Here is a 17,805-nt window from a genome sequence, read left to right on the forward strand (position 1 = left end):
CTCATCTGCCTCGCCCGCCGCCGCTGCGACGTCCTATACGCCATGCTCCGCGACAAGATCCCCTACCAACCACGACCAGCCGCAGCATGACGAAACCACGCAACACACGACCGACGCGCTGGTGTGTCACCATGTCAGCCATGACGATCATCAGAAAGGGTCATGGCGCGTAGGTCACCAGCGAGAGTGCGCGCCGCAGCACACCCCCGACTCGATCATGCCGCCGTCTCTACCTTGCCCGGCCTAACAGCACGCGGCAGAGCCAGCATCGCCCAGCTCGAACGCACGCGACTTTGGCCAGGAGCCGCACACGAGGCCTTGACCGCCTGGGACCGGTTCCTCCACGACCCAGCCCACCGACTCTTCGACCCCGCATACGGCTGCGGCGTCCTCGCGTGCTGTCCTGACCCGCTAGAACTCCGCCGCATCCTGCACGTCGTCACCCATGCCCTGCCTCGGCACGACGCCCGCCAACTCCGCCGACGCCTCGCCGAGCTAGACGCACAGTGGTGAACCCCTTGACGAAACCCATAGGGACACCCCCCGGGCGCCCAGCCCACCCTCTTCTGCGCGATCTTGCACTTGCTGTCGAGACATAAGAGGACATTTAACGCATTGCGACAACCGAAACTGCAAGATCGCCAGCCCGGCCAGCCCGGCCAGCCGCAGCCGGCGCATGATCCACTCCATATCGCCGATATTGCGCTGTCCGGCCGCTGGGATACCGCCATGTCGCCGACATGGAGTCGATCACGACCAGCTGATCAGTGCGGGGCGCGTGCGGGGCGAGCCCCCGCGCTGGGTCGCTTCGCCCCGCGCTGGGTCGCTTCGCCTTGCGTCGGGTTCGCCCCGGGTCGGGTTCGCCGGGTTGCTTCGCCCCGCGCTGGGTCGCTTCGCCTTGCGTCGGGTTCGCCCCGGGTCGGGTTCGCCCCGCGCCGGGTCGATCATGGAGTTGCGGTGCCCCGCAAAAAGGGCGCGTGTGGAGGTAATGACCACCACAACTCCATGATCGATCGGGGCTGGGGCTGGGGCTGGGGCTGGGGATGGAAACGGGGACGGGGACGGGGGCTGGGATCGGGGTTGGGTTCTTGGGTGGGGTGGGGGCTAGTGGGGTTGGGGGGTTGGCTGGCGGCGTTGGGTGGGGAGGGTTGGGGTCAGGGGGCTGGGGAGGCCGGTTGCGGTGGCTTGGCCGGTGCGGTCGACTGCGACGTGGACCGGGGTGTTGGCTACGCGGAGACCGTGGGCGCTGACTGCGCCTAGTTCGGCTCCGGCAAGCGGGGCCAGCCGGACCGTCCCGCCCGGCACGTCCGGGTAGAGCCCGGTGGCGGCCTGGAGCAGGAGCACCGCGCCCGCCGCAGCCCACGCCTGGGGCCGGCACGCAGCCGGGTACGGCACCGGGCGGTTCACAAGTGTCCGGTCGTCGCCGCCGTAGAGTTCGGGCAGCCGGTAGTCGAAGGCCTCGGCTGCGGTGAGCAGCCCTTCGGCGAGGCCGAGCGCCGCATCCCGGTGCCCGGCGCGGGCCAGCCCGGCGAGCACGATCGCGGTGTCGTGCGTCCAGATTGAACCGCAGTGGTACGACAGCGGGCTGAAGCCAGCGTCGTCGGTGGACATGGTCCGCAGCCCGAATCCGCCGGCGAGGGTGTCGGTGGTGAGCAGCTTGGCGACCTGGGCCTCCTCGTCGCGGCTGAGTAGGCCGGTGCCGAGCAGGTGGCCGATGTTGCTGGTCAGCGAGTCGACGGGCCGTTTGTCCCGGTCGAGGGCAAGTGCGGGCTGCGGACCGTACCGGCCGTCGACCCAGAAGGTTTCCCGGAACCGGCGGGCCAGCGCGGCGGCGTGCTCGCGCCAGCGGTCGGCACCTGGTCGGCCGAAGGCGTCGAGCAGGGCGGCGCCGCTCACCGCTGCCTCGTGCGCGTACCCCTGCACCTCGGCCAGCACGATCGGCGCGGTGGCCAGGGTGCCGTCGTGGAATCGGACGGCGTCGCCGGAGTCCTTCCAGCCTTGGTTGGACAAGCCGTGGCCGGCGGTGTCGATGTACTCGACCAGGCCGTCGCCATCCGGGTCGGCGTGCTCGCCGAGCCAGCGCAGCGCCGCCTCCAGGTACGGCAGTAGCGGTTCGATCTGCTCGGCGGGCAGGCCCCAGCGCCACGCGTCGTGCAGCAGGTTGACCCAGAGCATGGTGGCGTCGACGGTGCCGTAGTAGGTCGGCGGTAGCCGTAGCCCGTGGTCGGGCAGCGCGAGCTCGTGGCGGCGCAGCTCGTGCAGGATCTTGCCGGGGGCTTCGCCGGTGGTGGGGTCGATTCGGGTGCCTTGGCGTCGGGCGAGCACCCGCAGGGTGCCGGCGGCCAGGTCGGTGCCGAGCGGCAGCATCATCCGGGCGGCCCAGAGGCTGTCCCGACCGAACAGGGTGAGGAACCAGGGCACTCCGGCGCCGAGGAACACGTCCTCCGGTGCGCCGGTCTCGGCCAGCCGCAGGCCGCGCAGGTCGTCGAGGCTGCGGTTGAGCAGTCGGACCAGGCGCCGGTCGTCTGCGGTCACCTGGGGTCGTGACCACTCCGGGTCGCCGGTTGGGCCGACGACGACGGCGCGTGGGTCCTCGACGGTCAGCTGCCAGCGCAGCACCGTCTCGCCGCCGGGGGGCAGCTCGACTGGCCAGGCCAGCCGGGGTGCGGTGATCCGGTCATCGGTGGCGAGCACGTCGGCACCCGATGCGGTGACGGTGACGGTGATCCCCTCTGCCGACCAGGTGAGCACACCCGGTTGGCCGGTCTTGGCCTCCAGCGCGGCGGCGGCGCCACCGGACTTGACGACCTCGATGGGTGCCAGGTCGCAGCCGAGGTCGACGGTGACGGTGGCCCGTACGCCGACCGTGGCGGTGGAGACGATCCGCAGTTCTTCGGTGAGGCCGTTGCGGGTGGCCCGGCGGAGCCGGTCGACGCGGACGGTGGGGTCGGGCGCGGGGTCGCCGAGCCAGCGCGCCAGGCTCACGAAGTGGGCGCCGTGCGGGCCGTCGTCACCGCGGGTCAGATTTTCCAACTCCCGGTCGTCGACCCGCAGCTCGGCCCGGGAGAGCACGCGGGCGTCGGCGTGGAAGACGCCCTGGACGCCGGTCGGACGGATCTGCCCGGTCGCGTCCCCTAGCGCGCTGGTCGGGGCGAAGACCACCCCCACCAACTCGTGCAGGAGGGGTTGCAGCTGGCGTTCGATCACGGTTGTGGCTCCAGATCATCGGGGTGCGGGGCGGACGTCTTGACAACGTGCCCTCGGCGGTGCAAAGTGCGAAACATTCCAGAAACTTGAACGATCTAATCGTGCACTATCCGAATTGGATCGTTCAAGATGGCGAGAGGTATTAAGTGGCCGAAAAGGTGACCATCGCGACGGTGGCCCGGCACGCCCGAGTCAGCCGGCAGACGGTGTCCAACGTGCTGAACGCGCCGCACATTGTGCGGGAGGAGACCCGACTGCGGGTCGAGGACGCGATCAACGCACTCGGCTACCGGGCCAACCAGGCTGCCCGGCAGATGCGCACCGGCCGGTCCCGACTCATCGCCGCCCGGATCGAACCAACGCGCGACGGAATCAACGGCTCCGTACTCGACCGTTTCCTGCACGGCCTCACCGAGACCGCCGACGCCGCCGGTTACCGGGTGCTGCTCTACACCGCCACCGACGACGAGCGCGAAATCTCCACGTACGACGACCTGCTCGGCACGTACGAGCTGGATGCGTTCGTACTCGTCGGCACTAAGTACGGCGACCCGCGTACCGCCTGGCTTGCCGAGCGGGACGTGCCGTTCGTGACCTTCGGGCGTCCCTGGGACGCGCTCGACGCGCACCCCTGGGTGGACGTGGATGGTGCCGCCGGCACCGCCGGGGCCACCCGGCACCTGCTGGCCGCTGGGCACCGACGGATCGCGTTCATCGGCTGGCCAGCTGGTTCGGGCGTCGGGGACGACCGGCGCGCCGGCTGGCGCGACGCGCTGCACGGGGCCGGTGTCGACCCGACCGGGCTGCACCGGGAGACCGAGGACGGCATCGCCCAGGGTGAACAGTTGATGCGCGACCTGCTCGTCGCCGTGGCGCCGACCGCCGTGGTCTGCGCCAGCGACTCGCTCGCCCTCGGCGCCCTCCAGGCGATCCGCGATACCGACCCGCCCGTGTCGGTGATCGGCTTCGACGACACGCCGGTGGCCGCTGCGGTCGGGCTGGACAGCGTCAGCCAACCGCTCGGCGAAGCCGCCGCCCGCTGCGTCGACCTGCTCACCGGGGTCCTCGACGGCAACCACCAGACCCCCACCCGCGTGCTGCTCCAGCCCTCGCTGGCACTGCGGCACACCGCGTAGTCCCACCCCCACCAGGAGAGAACATGGCACCTCGAACAATCACCCGGGCAGCGGTGGCCGGCCTCGCCGCCGTCGCCCTCCTCGGTACCGCGGCCTGCGGCAGCGGCTTCGACGACTCGTCCGGCGACGCCGCCCAGTCCAGCGGCCCGGCCAGCCTGCAGATCCTGATCGGCTCCTCCGGCGAGGCCGAGACCAAGGCCGTGCAGGACGCCGCCGCGAAGTGGGCGAGCGGCTCCGGCAACACCGCCACGGTCACCCCGGCACAGGACCTCACTCAGCAGCTTGGTCAGGCCCTCGCCGGTGGCACCCCGCCGGACGTCTTCTACGTGGACGCGGCCCAGTTCGCCGACTACGCCAGCGTCGGCGCCCTGGAGCCGTACGGCGACAAGGTCAGCAACTCGGGCGATTTCTACGAGAGCCTGCGCAGCGCCTTCACGTACGACGGCAAGCTCTACTGCGCGCCCAAGGACTTCTCCACCCTGGCCCTGCAGATCAACACCGACCTGTGGGCCAAGGCCGGGCTGACCGACGCCGACGTGCCGACCACCTGGGACCAGCTCACCGCGACCGCCCAGAAGATCAAGGCCAAGGGGCAGGTCCCGCTGGCCCTCGGCGACACCCGGGACCGCATCGGCGCCTTCATGGTGCAGAACGGCGGCTGGCTGTTGAGCAAGGACGGAAAGCAGCCGACCGCAGACACCGCGGAGAACCTGGCCGCCCTCCAGTACGTCAAGACCATGCTCACCACCGGCCTGGCGAAGTACCCGAAGCAGCTCGACGCCGGCTGGTCCGGTGAGGCGTTCGGCAAGGGCAAGGTCGTGATGACCATCGAGGGCAACTGGATCAAGGGCGCCCTGCAGAACGACTTCCCGAACGTGAAGTACAAGGTCGTGGCGCTGCCGGCCGGCCCCAAGGGACAGGGCACGCTCTCCTTCACCCAGTGCTGGGGCATCGCCGCGAAGAGCAGGTACAAGGACCAGGCGATCAAATTCGTCGAGGCGATGACCAGCGGCGAGCAGCAGATGACCTTCGCCAAGGGGTTCGGTGTCATGCCGTCCCGCCAGTCGGTGCGTGAGCAGTACACCGCCGCATTCCCGGCGGACAAGGTGTTCGTCGACGGTGTCGCGTACGCCCAGGGCCCGGTGAACGCCCCGAAGATGGACAGCGTCCTCAAGGACTTCGACACCGGCCTGCAGGGCCTGACCAACGGCGACCCGAAGACCGTGCTGCAGAACTTCGACAAGAACGCCAAGGCGGCGCTCGGCGGCAGCTGATGTGAGGCAGGGGCCCCGGCATGCACGGGGTCCCTGCCTCACCCGTCGGTCCGAAAGAGGGAGGGAGGGGAATTGGCAACCGAGACACTGACCGCCGCGGTGACCGCGCCCGGGTCGGGCCCGCGCCGACGCCGGGGCCGCATCCGGAGTAACGAAAATCTCGCCGGGTGGCTCTTCGTCGCGCCGGTGATCGTCATTCTGGGGCTGTTCCTGCTGCTGCCGATCCTGATGGCGCTCTGGGTCAGCCTGACCGACTGGAACGGGCAGGGCAGCCCCTTCACCGGCGACGTCCCGTTCGTCGGCGCACACAACTACACCCAGTTGTTCACCGAGGACGGGCTGGCCCGCCGCGACTTCATGACCAGCATCCGCAACAACATCTACTACGTGGCGATCGTGGTGCCGGCGCAGACCCTGCTCGCGCTCGGCCTGGCACTGGTCGTCAACAACCGGATGCTCAAGGGCAAGAGCTTCTTCCGCAGCGCCTTCTACTTTCCCTCCGTCACCAGCTCGGTCGCCATCAGCGTGGTGTTCCTGTTCCTCTTCGCCAACTCCGGCGCGGTGAACGCGCTGCTCGGCGTCCTCGGGATCGACGGCCCGGAGTGGTTCGCCGATTCCCGTGGCGTGTTGCACCTGCTGTTCGGCGTGTTCGGCGTCGACTCGCCCCCGGCGGCGTTGGCCGACGGCGGCCCGCTCGGCCTGAGCTGGTGGGAATGGCTGGCCGGCCCGAGCGTGGCGATGATTTCGATCATCACGCTGGTCGTCTGGACCACCTCCGGCACCTTCATGCTGATGTTCCTGGCCGGCCTGCAGAACGTGCCGGTCACCCTGGACGAGGCGAGCACCCTCGACGGCGCGTCCCGGTGGCAGCGGTTGCGGCACGTCACCCTGCCACTGCTCAGGCCGACCATGTTCCTGGTGCTCACCCTCGGCACGATCGGCTCCTGGCAGGTCTTCGACCAGGTGTACGTGATGAGCCAGGGCGACCCGGCCAAGACCACGCTCACCCCGGCCTACCTGTCGTACCGGACCGCTTTCCGGGAGTTCGACTACGGCTCCGGCGCGGCGATCTCGTTCGTCCTGTTCCTGATCATCATCGTGCTCACGCTGATCCAGCGCCGGGTGCTGGCCGAGCGAGACACCGATCGGCCGCGCCGCGGCTGGTGGCGTCGGCGCGTACCGGGGAGGTCCTGAGATGGCCGTGCTGACCGACCGCCCGGCGGCGGCGCCCGCCCGGCGCGACGAGCGCGCGGCCCGCACCCTGGCCACCCGCTTTCTGGGGTACGCCACGCTTGTCTTCTTCGGGTTGGTGTTCCTCTACCCGTTCGTCATCCAGATCGGCAACTCGCTCAAGACCGAGGCCGACGCGGCGGCGAACCCGCTGACGCCGTTCCCGGACCCGTTCACGCTGGCCAGCTTCGAGCGGATCTTCGCCGGCACCAACTTCCCGCTCTGGTTGGGCAACTCGCTGCTGGTCACGGTGCTGGTGACCATCGGTCGGGTGTTCTTCGACTCGCTCGCCGGTTACGCGCTGGCCCGGCTGCGGTTCCGGGGGCGCGACGGGCTGTTCGCCGCGGTCATCGCGGTGCTGGCGGTGCCGGGGGTGGTGCTGCTGATTCCGAAGTTCCTGGTGCTCAACCAGCTCGGCATCTACAACAGCTACGCCGGCCTGGTGGTGCCGTTGCTGGCCGACGCGGCGGGCGTGTTCATCATGAAGCAGTTCTTCGAGTCGATCCCGGTGAGTGTGGAGGAGGCAGCCCGCATCGACGGGGCGAGCATCTTCCGCACCTTCTGGTCGGTGGTGCTGCCGATGGCGAAACCGGCGCTGATCACTCTGACCATCCTGTCGTTCCAGGGGTCCTGGAACGAGTTCCCGCACAGCCTGGTGTCGGTGCAGAACCCGGACCTGTTCACCCTGCCGCGCGGGCTGGCCGACCTGGTCAGTGGTTCACTCGGCAGCGGCACCCAGTACCCGCTCAAGCTCGGCGCCGCGCTGTTGGCCACCATCCCCGTGGCGATCATCTTCGTGGTGTTCCAGCGGTACTTCGTCCGCGACGCCAACGACGGCTCCGACAAGGGCTGACCCGCCCGGTGTGTGGCGGCCCCGAGCCGGGGCCGCCACGCACCGATCAGCTGGCTGGAGCGTCCTCGGCCACCTTCTCCGTCGGCACGCCCACGTGCAGGCGCACCTGCGGCACCAGCATGTCTTCGACGTCCAGGGCGCGAGCCGCGCCGTCGGGCTCCCAGCCGGTGCTGGTGAGGAACTTGCGAGTTGCCTCGTCACCGTCGAACGCCCAGGCCACCGCGCGACTCAGGCCGTCTTCCCGCCACAGGTCGACGGTGGCGGCGAGCAGTCGACTGCCGTGCCCACGCCGACCCCAGCGCGGCTCCACCAGCAGGTCGGTCACCGCGGCCACATCCGGGCCGAGCGCGTCGGCCGGCTCACCCGGGGCCAGCGCCTCGCTGTCGGCCGGCCCGGAGGCGGCGAACCCCACCAGATACGATTGCTCGGCCTGTTCGACGGCGACCAGCACCCGGTGCGCGCCCGAGGGCGGCTCCAGCACCGCGGCGCTCCACCGCCGGGCGAGGAACGCCTCGTCCAGGTTGTCAAGCACGTGCCGAGGCAGGATCCGGCGGTACGCAACCCGCCAGGTTGCGAGCTGGATGCGTGCGATCTCGCCGGCGTCCTCGGGACGCGCCGGGCGGACGTACCCGAGAGCCATGGGACGGAAGCCTACGCAGGGCGAGGGAGGCGACGGTGGCGCAGGGTGCCAACAGGACGACCGTGCAGGTCGTCGGGGTGGTGGTGCTCGCCGCGGCGGTCGCCGGGTTCCTCGCCGTCGCCGCCGTACGGCACGGCTTCTTCGACCTCAAGGTCTACTACGGCGCGTTGACCTGGTGGGTCCACGACGGCGGGGAGATCTACGACTACCTCAAGCCGGGCACCCAGTACGGCTTCACCTATCCGCCGTTCGCCGCGCTGGTCATGCTGCCGATGGCGTACCTGCCGTGGTCCGCCGCGATCGTGGTGAGCGTGCTCGCCAGCGTGGCCACCACGACGGTGCTGATCTGGTGGCTGGTCGACCCGATCGCCCGTCGCGCCGGCTGGACCAGGTGGTTCGCCCTCGCCGTGGCGCTCTGCCTGGCCGCCGCATTCGAGCCGATGCGCGAGACGGTCAACTTCGGCCAGGTCAACACGTTGCTGCTCTTCCTGGTGGCAGTGGATCTGCTGCGGCTGCTGCCGTCCGGCAACCGGTGGGCCGGGGTGGGCATCGGGCTCGCTACCGCGATCAAACTGACCCCGGGCGTCTTCATCGTCTACCTGTTGGTGACCGGGCGATGGCGGGCCGCTCTCACCGCCAGCGGCACGGCCGCCGGAGTGTCGTTGCTGGCTGGCGCGCTCTTCCCGGACGCGTCCCGGGAATTCTGGACCGAGGCCTTGTGGAACACCGACCGGGTGGGTGAGCTCGCCTTCGTCTCCAACCAGTCGCTGCGCGGGGTGGTCGCCCGGCTCGACCCGCAGCACCCGAGCACCCTGCTCTGGCTGCTGCTGGTGCTCGGCACCCTGGCGCTGTGGGCCTGGCGATCCCGGGCCGCCGTCGCGGCGGGCGACGAGGCGACCGGGCTGGCACTGAGCGGCGCGGTGATGTGCCTGGTCAGCCCGGTCACCTGGGTGCATCACCTGGTCTGGTTGCTGCCCGCGCTGATCCTGCTGGTCGACAACGCGATGGCCGCGCCGGCCGGCCGCCGACGGCGGGTCCTGCTGATCGCCGCGACCATCGGGTACGTGCTGCTGATCAGCCGGACCGTCTGGTTCTGGGAGAAGGACTTCACCGGCGTCGACGGCTTCCTGGGCAGCAACGCCTACGTGTGGATCAGCCTGGCGCTGCTTGCCTTCCTGCCGATCCGCCGCTGGCTGACCGCGCACGGGTCAGTGGTCGAGGCGTCCGGCGTACCGCAGCTCGACCAGCCCGACCGGCCCACGCCCGCCGGCGAGCGGCACCTGATAGGTCGACTGCTCACCGTCCGGTGACAGCCCGGCCCGCTCGCAGAACCGGCGAGCCCGCCGGTTGTCCGCCAGCACCCACGCCCGGTAGCCGGTCCAGCCGTGCTCGCTGAGGCCGGCCCGGGCGGCGGCCAGGAGCGCGGCGGCGGTCCCGTCACCCCAGCACGAAGGCTCCACGTAGAGCGCCACCACCTCGCCGATCGTCGGGTCCAGGTCGTCCCGGTCCTGGTTGCGGCGGTACGGCCCAAAGGTGGTGAAGCCGACGACCAGCCCGTCCACCTCGCCGAGCAGGGTGGTGAACGGATGCTCCGGATCGGCGGTGCCGACATCGCGGCGGCGTTGCGCCCAGGCCAGCACGTTCAGTCGGCCGAGCACCTCGTCCGGCATGAAACCGGCGTAGCCCGCCTGCCAGCCGTGCACGTGCACCCGGGCGACAGCCTCGGCGTCGTCCGGCTCCTCACGACGGATGGTCAGCATTGCACCGTTCTATGCCCCGTTGGTCGTCGCGTCCAGCTTCCCGCACCGACGTCGTACCGATGAATTAATGTCGCCGACGATGACCGCACCGGAATCGCTCTCGCTCGCCCAGGCCCGGCGGGTGGCACTCGCCGCCCAGGGCTTCGCCGACCCGGCGCCGGCCGGCGTGCCCACGCGCCGGCACCTGCGGCGGGTGCTCGACCGGGTCGGGTTGATCCAGATGGACTCGGTCAACGTGCTGCAACGGGCGCACTACCTGCCGCTGTTCAGCCGGCTCGGGCCCTACCCGACCACGCTGCTCGACCGGGCCGCCTACCGGCGCCCGCGTGAGCTGTTCGAATACTGGGGTCACGAGGCGTCGCTGATCCCGGTCGAGTTGCACCCGATGCTGCGCTGGCGGATGGCCCGGGCGCACAGCGAATCCTGGGGCGGCATGCGGCGGATCGCCCAGGAGCAGCCGGACCTGGTCGCCTGGGTTCGCGACGAGGTGGCCGCCCGAGGGCCGCTGACCGCTGCCGAGATCGAGCACGACGCGCCCCGGGAGACCGGCAACTGGGGGTGGAACTGGTCGGCGGTCAAGCGGGCGTTGGAGTTCCTCTTCTGGGCCGGGGAGGTGGCCGCCGCAGAGCGCAGCAGCTCCTTCGCCCGCCGCTACGACCTGCCCGAGCGGGTGCTGCCCGCGGCGGTGCTGGCCGCGCCCACCCCGACCGACGCCGAGGCGTACCGCACGCTGGTGGCCCTTGCCGCGCGGTCGCTCGGAGTGGCCGCCGAGCCGGAGCTGCGCGACTACTTCCGACTGCCGCTGGCCGGCGCCCGGCAGGCCGTCGCGGAGCTGGCCGAGGCCGGTGAGCTGGTGCCGGTCACCGTGGCAGGCTGGCGCCAGCCGGCGTGGCTGCACGCGTCCGCCCGGCTGCCCCGGTGGATTCGGCACAACACCCTGGTCAGTCCTTTCGACCCGCTGATCTGGGAACGTGCTCGCACCGAGCGGCTGTTCGACTTCAATTACCGGATCGAGATCTACGTTCCCGCGCCACAACGGATCTACGGCTACTACGTGTTGCCCTTCCTGCAGGGCGACCGGTTCACCGCCCGGGTCGACCTGAAGGCCGACCGCAAGGCCGGGGTGCTGCTGGTGCCGGCCGCCTGGATCGAGCCCGGTGCCGACCCGGGGGAGACCGCGGTGGCGCTCGCCAGCGAGCTGTACCGGCTCGCCGGTTGGCTCGGCCTGGACGCGGTGGCACCGCCGCTGGCCGGCGACCTGGCCGGTCCGCTCACCGCCGCGTTGGCCAGCGTGTCCGGTGTACCGTGAGCGCGTGACGAGCGCCCCCGGTCCGGTCGACCAGCCGCAGCCCGCCCCCGGGGCGGTCCACACGGTGCCGGCTGATTCGGGCGGCGTGGGCCCGGCTGGTTGGCCGACGACCCCGCCGGGTGGCTACCCGGCCCCCGAGCCGGACCGGCTCACCCGGTTCGTGCTGCGGCTCTATGAGCGTTCGCCGCGCTGGGCGGTGCCGCTGGCCGCGGTCGGCTGCGTCGCCGCCGGCATGGGCTACGCGCTGCTCAGCGATCCGGCCGACGCCGACCCGGACGCCGAGCCCACCTGTCTGCTCAAGCTGACCACCGGGCTGGACTGCCCAGGCTGTGGCGGCACCCGCGCACTTTGGTACGTGCTGCACGGCGACCTGCCGGCCGCTGCCCGGCACCACTTCCTGTTCGTCTTCGCGCTGCCGTTCCTCGCGTACCTCTTCGTGGTCTGGGCGGGCAACCAGGCGTTCGGCTGGCGGCTGCCCGAGCTGCGGATCAGCTCGAAGGTCATCACCGGCTTCCTGGCCGCGTGGCTCGCCTTCTCGGTGCTGCGCAACCTGCCCTGGGCGCCGTTCACCTCGCTCTACGTCTGACCTGCTCGCATCGCGCGCTCTCGACGGCCGGAATCGGGCGGTGCAGAGCCAGCGTGGTTCGCCCAGGGCGGGGCAGGGCCTCGCGGTGTTCCTGTAGAGCTGCCCCGGATCTGGGGCAGAGGGCTTGGTCGACCTGCCACCCGCGACGAACCGGCGCGGAGCGCGCGGCGCCGGTCCGCCAGAACGCCGCGGCGCCGGGCGGCCAGAACTCCGCGGGGATGGTGCTCGGATGTGGAGCGCGGGGCAGTGCGGAGACGTGGAGCGCGAGGCGGGCCGGCTTGTCGGCGGGGACTCGGCCGGGCTTGTCGGCGGGGACTCGGCCGGGCTTGTCGGCGGGGACTCGGCCGGGCTTGTCGGCGGGGACTCGGCCGGACCACGCAGCGCCTGCCCCAGATCTGGGGCAGCTCTACAGGCAACCGGGGAGGGGTCAGGGGTCGGCGGTGCGTCGGCGAGGGCGGCGAGGGCGTCGAGATCTTGGACACTTTTGGCCCCCGCTGAGGCGGGAGACGTCGGTGATTTTGGCGGCAGCTGGGCGGTTTCGGCACCGCGAGCCCGAGTTGGGCGTGGGACCGCTGACCACTACAGTCGCAGGAATGCCGGAGATGGTGCAGCCCCAGGTCAAGTTGATCGCGTGGACCCAGTTCGCGGCCCCGGACGACGTGCCGTGGTCGACCGACGCCGAGGGGGGCCAGGCGCTCGCCGAGTTCGCCGGCCGGGCCTGCTACCAGTCGTGGAAGAAGCCGAACCCGGCCACCGCCACCAACGCCAGCTACCTGGCGCACATCCTCGACGTCGGGCACCTCTCGGTGCTGGAGCACGGGTCGGTGACCTTCTACTTCACCGGGGTGTCCCGCTCCTTCACCCACGAGTTGATTCGGCACCGGCACTTCTCGTACTCCCAGCTGTCCCAGCGCTACGTCCCCGAGCGGGACGCGGCCATGGTCGAGCCGGCGGTCATCGCCGACGACCCGGAGCTGCACAAGAAGTTCGTGGAGGCCGCCGAGGCGAGCGTTCGGGCGTACACCGAGTTGTTGGAGGGCCTCGAGCAGCGCTTCTCCGACGAGCCGAACCCGACGCTGCGCCGCAAGCAGGCCCGGCAGGCGGCCCGGGCGGTGCTGCCCAACGCCACCGAGACCCGGATCGTGGTCAGCGGCAACTACCGGGCCTGGCGGCACTTCATCGCGATGCGGGCCACCGAGCACGCCGATGTGGAGATCCGTGAGCTGGCGGTGGAGTGCCTGCGCCAACTGCAGGGGGTCGCACCCAACGTGTTCGCCGACTTCGTGATCTCCACGCTGTCGGATGGCACCCAGGTGGCGGCCAGCCCGCACGAGGCGTCCTGAGCCCTTCCCTGGCGGGCCCCGGCTGGTCGTCCGCTAGGTTGGAGGGTATGAAGCACGACCACCTCGACGTCGCCGCACGACCGGTGTCCCGCCCCTTCGGCCGGCTGCTCACAGCCATGGTGAGCCCGTTCACCCCCGACGGCTCCCTCGACCTCGACGGTGCCGCCCGGCTGGCGAGCCATCTTGTCGACGAGCAGGGCAACGACGCGCTGGTGGTCAACGGCACCACCGGCGAGTCGCCGACCACCACCGACGCGGAGAAGGACCACCTGATCCGGGCCGTGGTGGAGGCCGTCGGTGACCGCGCCAAGGTGGTCGCCGGGGTCGGCACCAACGACACCCGGCACACCATCGAGCTGGCCACCGCCGCCGAGAAGGCGGGCGCACACGGTCTGCTGGTGGTAACCCCCTACTACAACAAGCCACCGCAGAGCGGCTTGCTGCGGCACTTCACCGCGGTGGCCGACGCCACCGGCCTGCCGGTGATGCTGTACGACATCCCGCACCGCTCGGGCGTGCCGATCGACACCGAGACGCTGGTCCGGCTCGCCGAGCACGGCCGGATCGTCGCGGTCAAGGACGCCAAGGGCGACCTGACCGCCACCAGCTGGGTGACCAGCCGGACCGCCCTCGCCTTCTACTGCGGCGAGGACGCACTCACCCTGCCGGCGCTTGCCGTTGGCAGTGTGGGCGTGGTCGGCACCTCGACGCACTTCACCGGGGCGCTGACCGCACAGATGATCGAGGCGTACGACGCGGGAAACATGCCCGCAGCGCTTGCCCTGCACCGGCGGCTGCTGCCGCTGTTCACCGGCATCTTCCGCACCCAGGGCACCATCCTGGTGAAGGCGGGCCTGGCATCCCTGGGCCTGCCGGCCGGCCCGGTGCGACCCCCGCTGGTGGACGCCACCGACGACGAGATCGCCCAGCTGCGCGCAGACTTCGCCGCAGCGGGCATGGAGCTGCCCGAATGATCGAACGACACGATGGGCGCCGAGTTACGGCGTCGCAGAATGAGGTGGACGCGTGACCGAGGCGCACATCGACGCGGAGCTTCCCCCGCCGCTGCCCGAGGGTGGGCTGCGGATCATCCCGCTCGGCGGGCTCGGCGCCATCGGTCGCAACATGACCGTCTTCGAGTACGACGGCAAGTTGCTGATCGTCGACTGCGGGGTGCTCTTCCCCGACGTCGAGCAGCCGGGAGTGGACCTGATCCTGCCCGACTTCGGCCCGATCCTGGACCGGCTGGCAGACGTCCAGGCGATCGTGCTGACCCACGGCCACGAGGACCACATCGGCGCGGTGCCCTACCTGCTCGCCCACAAGCCCGACATCCCTCTGGTCGGCTCACAGTTCACCCTCGCCCTGGTCGAGGCGAAGCTGGCCGAGCGGCGCATCCAGCCGTACACGCTGACCGTGCGGGAGGGCGGCCGTGAGCGGCTCGGCCCGTTCGAGTGCGAGTTCTTCGCGGTCAACCACTCGATCCCGGACGCCCTCGCGGTGGCCATCCGCACCCCCGCCGGCCTGGTGCTGCACACCGGCGACTTCAAGATGGACCAGCTCCCGCTGGACGGCCGGATCACCGACCTGGCCGGCTTCGCCCGGCTCGGCGCCGAAGGCGTCGACCTGCTGCTGTCCGACTCCACCAACGCGGAGATCCCTGGCTTCGTCACCCCGGAGCGGGAAATCGGGCCGGTGCTCGACTCGATCTTCGCGAAGGCCAAGGGCCGGATCATCGTGGCCTCGTTCGCCTCGCACGTGCACCGCGTGCAGCAGGTCTTCGACTCCGCCGCGGAGCACGGCCGCAAGGTCGCGCTGATCGGACGGTCGATGGTCCGCAACATGGGCATCGCCCGGGACCTCGGCCTGCTCAACATCCCGGCCGGCCTGGTCATCAGCATCGACGAGGCGACCACGCTGCCGCCGGAGCAGATCGTGCTGATGTCCACCGGGTCCCAGGGTGAGCCGATGAGCGCGCTGGGCCGGATGGCCAGCGGCGACCACCGGCACATCACCATCGCCCCCGGCGACACCGTGGTGCTGGCCTCGTCGCTGGTCCCCGGCAACGAGACCTCGGTCTACCGGGTGATCAACCGGCTCGCCCGAGCCGGCGCGGTGGTCGTGCACAAGGACGTGGCGAAGGTGCACGTCTCCGGGCACGCCCCCGCCGGGGAGTTGCTCTACCTGCTCAACGTGGTCCGGCCCAGCAACCTGATGCCCGTGCACGGCGAGTGGCGTCACCTGCGCGCCCACGCCCGGCTCGGGATCGAGTCAGGGGTCGCCGCCGACCGGGTGGTGCTCTGCGAGGACGGCGACGTGGTCGACCTGGTCGAGGGCCGCGCCAGCCTGGTCGGGCACGTGAAGAGCCGGTACGTCTACGTGGACGGTCTCGCCGTCGGTGACGTCAGCGAGTCGCTGCTCACCGAGCGGCGGATCCTCGGTGACGGCGGCTTCATCGCCACCACCGTGGTCGTCGACTCGGTCACCGGCAAGGTGGTCGCCGGCCCGACCCTGTCCGCGAAGGGCTTCTCCGAGGACCCGGAGGCGTTCAACCCGGTGGTCCCGCTGGTCACCGAGGCGCTCAACCGAGCCGCTGCGGACGGCATCACCGACCCGCACCAGCTCCAGCAGATCGTTCGGCGGACCGTGGGCCGGTGGGTCAACGACAAGTACCGTCGTCGCCCGATGATCGTGCCCACCGTCGTCGAGGTCTGACACGCGTGACCGGGCCGGTCGCCGACATCCCTCGTGGATGTCGGTGGCCGGCCCGGATCATGAACGGGTGCGCTCCGGCCCTTCCGTTCGTGACATGGGGTTGAGGTGACCCGGGTCACGGCAGCGCGGCGACCGCCTCGGCGTACGCCACGCCGGTGGTGATGGCGGCGTCCACCAGGACCATGAGTTGCGCCGGTGCCACCCCGTGCGCCAGGTCCGTGGCCACGTCGCCGGCCAGCACCAGTTCGTCGCCGAGTTCGTGCGCGTACGCCTTGGGCAGCAGCCGGTCGTGGTTCCACGCGTTGCAGAAGGCGTACGCCTCGGCGCGGCGGGCTGCCGGCAGCCGGCGGGTGGCCATGACGCGGGCGTGCAGCACCTCCCCGCGCTCACCGGCCCGCCGGAACTGGATCACCGCGCCACCCCATCGACCGACCACCGTGTCGCCCTCGTCCACCAGGTACCCCTCGCCGCGCCCGTCGAGTACCGCGGTGATCATGTCGAGGCTCAGCGACACGAGCTCCCGCTCGCTCAACCCGACCTCATCGCCGGACCGGTCGGTGTCGTACTCGTCGGGCCCGTCGTACTCGTCGGGCCCGTCGGTTTCGTCGTCGGCGGGCAGCTCAACCGGTGCCGCGAGCGGGCGCTCGGCGAGCCAGGCAGCCATCCGTCCGGAGTGGTGGCCGGTGCCGTTGCGGGCGTCGAAGCTGCCGGCCAGCTCGTTGGCCAACCCCAGCAGCAGCGCACCGAGTGCCGCCACGTCCAGCTCGGTGGCGGGCCGCTCGCCGTACGCCGGGCGTGGCATCGTCCGCCCGCCCAGCCCGGCCTCCACGGCCAGCCCGCAGACCAGCGCCCCGGCCGCGGCGAACTCCATGGCGGCGAGGTCGTCGGCCGGCCGGTCCAGTCGGGGCAGCTGCTCGGCCAGGATGGTCAGCCCGCGTTCCAGGTGCCCGCCGAGCGCGCAGAACCGCAGGTGCGGGGCGAGATGCGCGAACGCGGTGCGCTCGCGCCGGTGCCGGCGGTACGCCCGGACGTGTGCCGCTGCGGCCCGCTCCGGCTCGCCGGCCCGGAGAGCGGGCAGCAGACCGGCGACCAGGTCTCGTTCGGGCTGGTCGGTGCAGGCATCCCGGTCGCCGTCGGACTCCCGAAGCTCGTCGAGCGCGGCTCGCCACTCGCCCCAGCCGGCGAGCAGTTCCGCGCGCCGGGCCGGGGCGCAGCCCGGGCAGCCACCGGCCGGGCCGGGCCGCTTACCGGACCACCGCTCGTACCAGTGTCGGGCGGTGGGCTCGTCACCCAGGTGGTCGGCGATCCGGCAGTGCAGCTCCGCGACGGTCGGCGTGTCCGGACTGCCCACGCCGACCCGATGGGCCAGGTCGTGCAGCAGGGACCGGGTCTGGTCCAGACCGACCCGCGGGGTGCCGATCAGCGCCTCCACCGCGTACCGCTGGTAGCGCAGCAGCAGCCCGGCCTCGGCGTCGGTCAGCAGCTCGGGTCGGTGGTCGGCGGCGGCCCGGCAGCGCCGGACCGGCTCGACCAGGCGCCACCGCTGCCCGTGCAGCAGGTACGCCTCGATCAGCGCGAACCGTGCGTCCATCCCGGACCGGACGTCGCCGGCCGCGTCGGCGCGCTCGGCGAGCCGTTCCAGGGCCACCTGCCGGGCTGGCCCATCGGGCAGGTCCCGGGCGTCGGCGAGCGCGGTCTCCAGCGCGGGCAGGCGCTCCGCGCCGACCCAGCCGACGGGCGCGACGTGCGGCG

At 71.3% G+C, this 17,805-nt stretch carries 14 protein-coding genes; 10 read left to right on the top strand and 4 right to left on the bottom strand.

Going from position 1 to position 17,805, the window contains the following annotated elements; genetic code table 11:
• Positions 1-1,104: 1,104 nt before the first annotated feature.
• Positions 1,105-3,207 carry a glycogen debranching N-terminal domain-containing protein gene (locus ACLQ28_RS11715; protein ID WP_425686264.1) on the bottom strand — a complete coding sequence of 701 codons (2,103 nt, stop codon included), beginning with the start codon at positions 3,205-3,207 and terminating at the stop codon, positions 1,105-1,107.
• A gap of 146 nt (positions 3,208-3,353) precedes the next feature.
• Between ACLQ28_RS11715 and ACLQ28_RS11720 the strand changes: the two genes are divergently transcribed.
• The 4 genes from ACLQ28_RS11720 (at position 3,354) to ACLQ28_RS11735 (ending at position 7,700) form a co-directional block, all read left to right on the top strand.
• Positions 3,354-4,343 carry a LacI family DNA-binding transcriptional regulator gene (locus tag ACLQ28_RS11720; RefSeq protein WP_425686265.1) on the top strand — a complete coding sequence of 330 codons (990 nt, stop codon included), beginning with the start codon at positions 3,354-3,356 and terminating at the stop codon, positions 4,341-4,343.
• 23 nt (positions 4,344-4,366) lie between these two features.
• Complete coding sequence (locus ACLQ28_RS11725) at positions 4,367-5,617, top strand: sugar ABC transporter substrate-binding protein (protein ID WP_425686266.1); 1,251 nt, start codon at positions 4,367-4,369, stop codon at positions 5,615-5,617.
• A 72-nt stretch (positions 5,618-5,689) separates the two neighbouring features.
• A complete protein-coding gene (locus ACLQ28_RS11730; protein ID WP_425686267.1) occupies positions 5,690-6,811 on the top strand; it encodes a carbohydrate ABC transporter permease in 1,122 nt (373 codons plus the stop codon).
• Position 6,812: 1 nt separating this feature from the next.
• Entirely contained in the window at positions 6,813-7,700 is an 888-nt protein-coding gene (locus ACLQ28_RS11735) for a carbohydrate ABC transporter permease (protein ID WP_425686268.1), read from the top strand.
• Positions 7,701-7,746: 46 nt separating this feature from the next.
• On the opposite strand, the gene ACLQ28_RS11740 is transcribed toward ACLQ28_RS11735, so the two are convergent.
• The gene (locus tag ACLQ28_RS11740) at positions 7,747-8,340 is read right to left on the bottom strand and encodes a GNAT family N-acetyltransferase (protein ID WP_425686269.1); all 594 of its coding nucleotides are present in this window, start codon (positions 8,338-8,340) and stop codon (positions 7,747-7,749) included.
• 35 nt (positions 8,341-8,375) lie between these two features.
• Here ACLQ28_RS11740 and ACLQ28_RS11745 point away from each other — a divergent pair, with 35 nt between their 5' ends.
• Positions 8,376-9,650, top strand: a complete 1,275-nt coding sequence (locus ACLQ28_RS11745) for a glycosyltransferase 87 family protein (protein ID WP_425686270.1) — start codon at positions 8,376-8,378, stop codon at positions 9,648-9,650.
• Here the strand turns inward: ACLQ28_RS11745 and ACLQ28_RS11750 are convergent.
• On the bottom strand, positions 9,549-10,100 hold the full coding sequence (locus ACLQ28_RS11750) for a GNAT family N-acetyltransferase (RefSeq protein ID WP_425686271.1): 552 nt from the start codon (positions 10,098-10,100) through the stop codon (positions 9,549-9,551). The two genes, ACLQ28_RS11745 and ACLQ28_RS11750, sit on opposite strands and share 102 nt — an antisense overlap.
• Before the next feature lie 79 nt (positions 10,101-10,179).
• Between ACLQ28_RS11750 and ACLQ28_RS11755 the strand changes: the two genes are divergently transcribed.
• The 5 genes from ACLQ28_RS11755 to ACLQ28_RS11775 all read left to right on the top strand — a co-directional run bounded on the left by ACLQ28_RS11755 (position 10,180) and on the right by ACLQ28_RS11775 (position 16,053).
• The gene (locus tag ACLQ28_RS11755; protein ID WP_425686272.1) at positions 10,180-11,409 is read left to right on the top strand and encodes a winged helix-turn-helix domain-containing protein; all 1,230 of its coding nucleotides are present in this window, start codon (positions 10,180-10,182) and stop codon (positions 11,407-11,409) included.
• Positions 11,410-11,473: 64 nt separating this feature from the next.
• Positions 11,474-11,995 (top strand): DUF2752 domain-containing protein, encoded by a 522-nt coding sequence (locus tag ACLQ28_RS11760; protein WP_425686545.1) that lies wholly within the window; start codon positions 11,474-11,476, stop codon positions 11,993-11,995.
• A 602-nt stretch (positions 11,996-12,597) separates the two neighbouring features.
• On the top strand, positions 12,598-13,338 hold the full coding sequence (gene thyX / locus ACLQ28_RS11765) for an FAD-dependent thymidylate synthase (protein ID WP_425686546.1): 741 nt from the start codon (positions 12,598-12,600) through the stop codon (positions 13,336-13,338).
• A 47-nt stretch (positions 13,339-13,385) separates the two neighbouring features.
• A complete protein-coding gene (dapA, locus tag ACLQ28_RS11770; RefSeq protein WP_425686273.1) occupies positions 13,386-14,312 on the top strand; it encodes a 4-hydroxy-tetrahydrodipicolinate synthase in 927 nt (308 codons plus the stop codon).
• A 52-nt stretch (positions 14,313-14,364) separates the two neighbouring features.
• On the top strand, positions 14,365-16,053 hold the full coding sequence (locus ACLQ28_RS11775) for a ribonuclease J (RefSeq protein ID WP_425686274.1): 1,689 nt from the start codon (positions 14,365-14,367) through the stop codon (positions 16,051-16,053).
• Between the two features lie 115 nt (positions 16,054-16,168).
• Here ACLQ28_RS11775 and ACLQ28_RS11780 read toward each other — a convergent pair whose 3' ends face one another.
• Positions 16,169-17,764 (bottom strand): YbjN domain-containing protein, encoded by a 1,596-nt coding sequence (locus ACLQ28_RS11780; protein ID WP_425686547.1) that lies wholly within the window; start codon positions 17,762-17,764, stop codon positions 16,169-16,171.
• Positions 17,765-17,805 lie beyond the last annotated feature (41 nt).

Source organism: Micromonospora sp. DT201 (assembly GCF_049841575.1).
Classification (GTDB): domain Bacteria; phylum Actinomycetota; class Actinomycetes; order Mycobacteriales; family Micromonosporaceae; genus Micromonospora.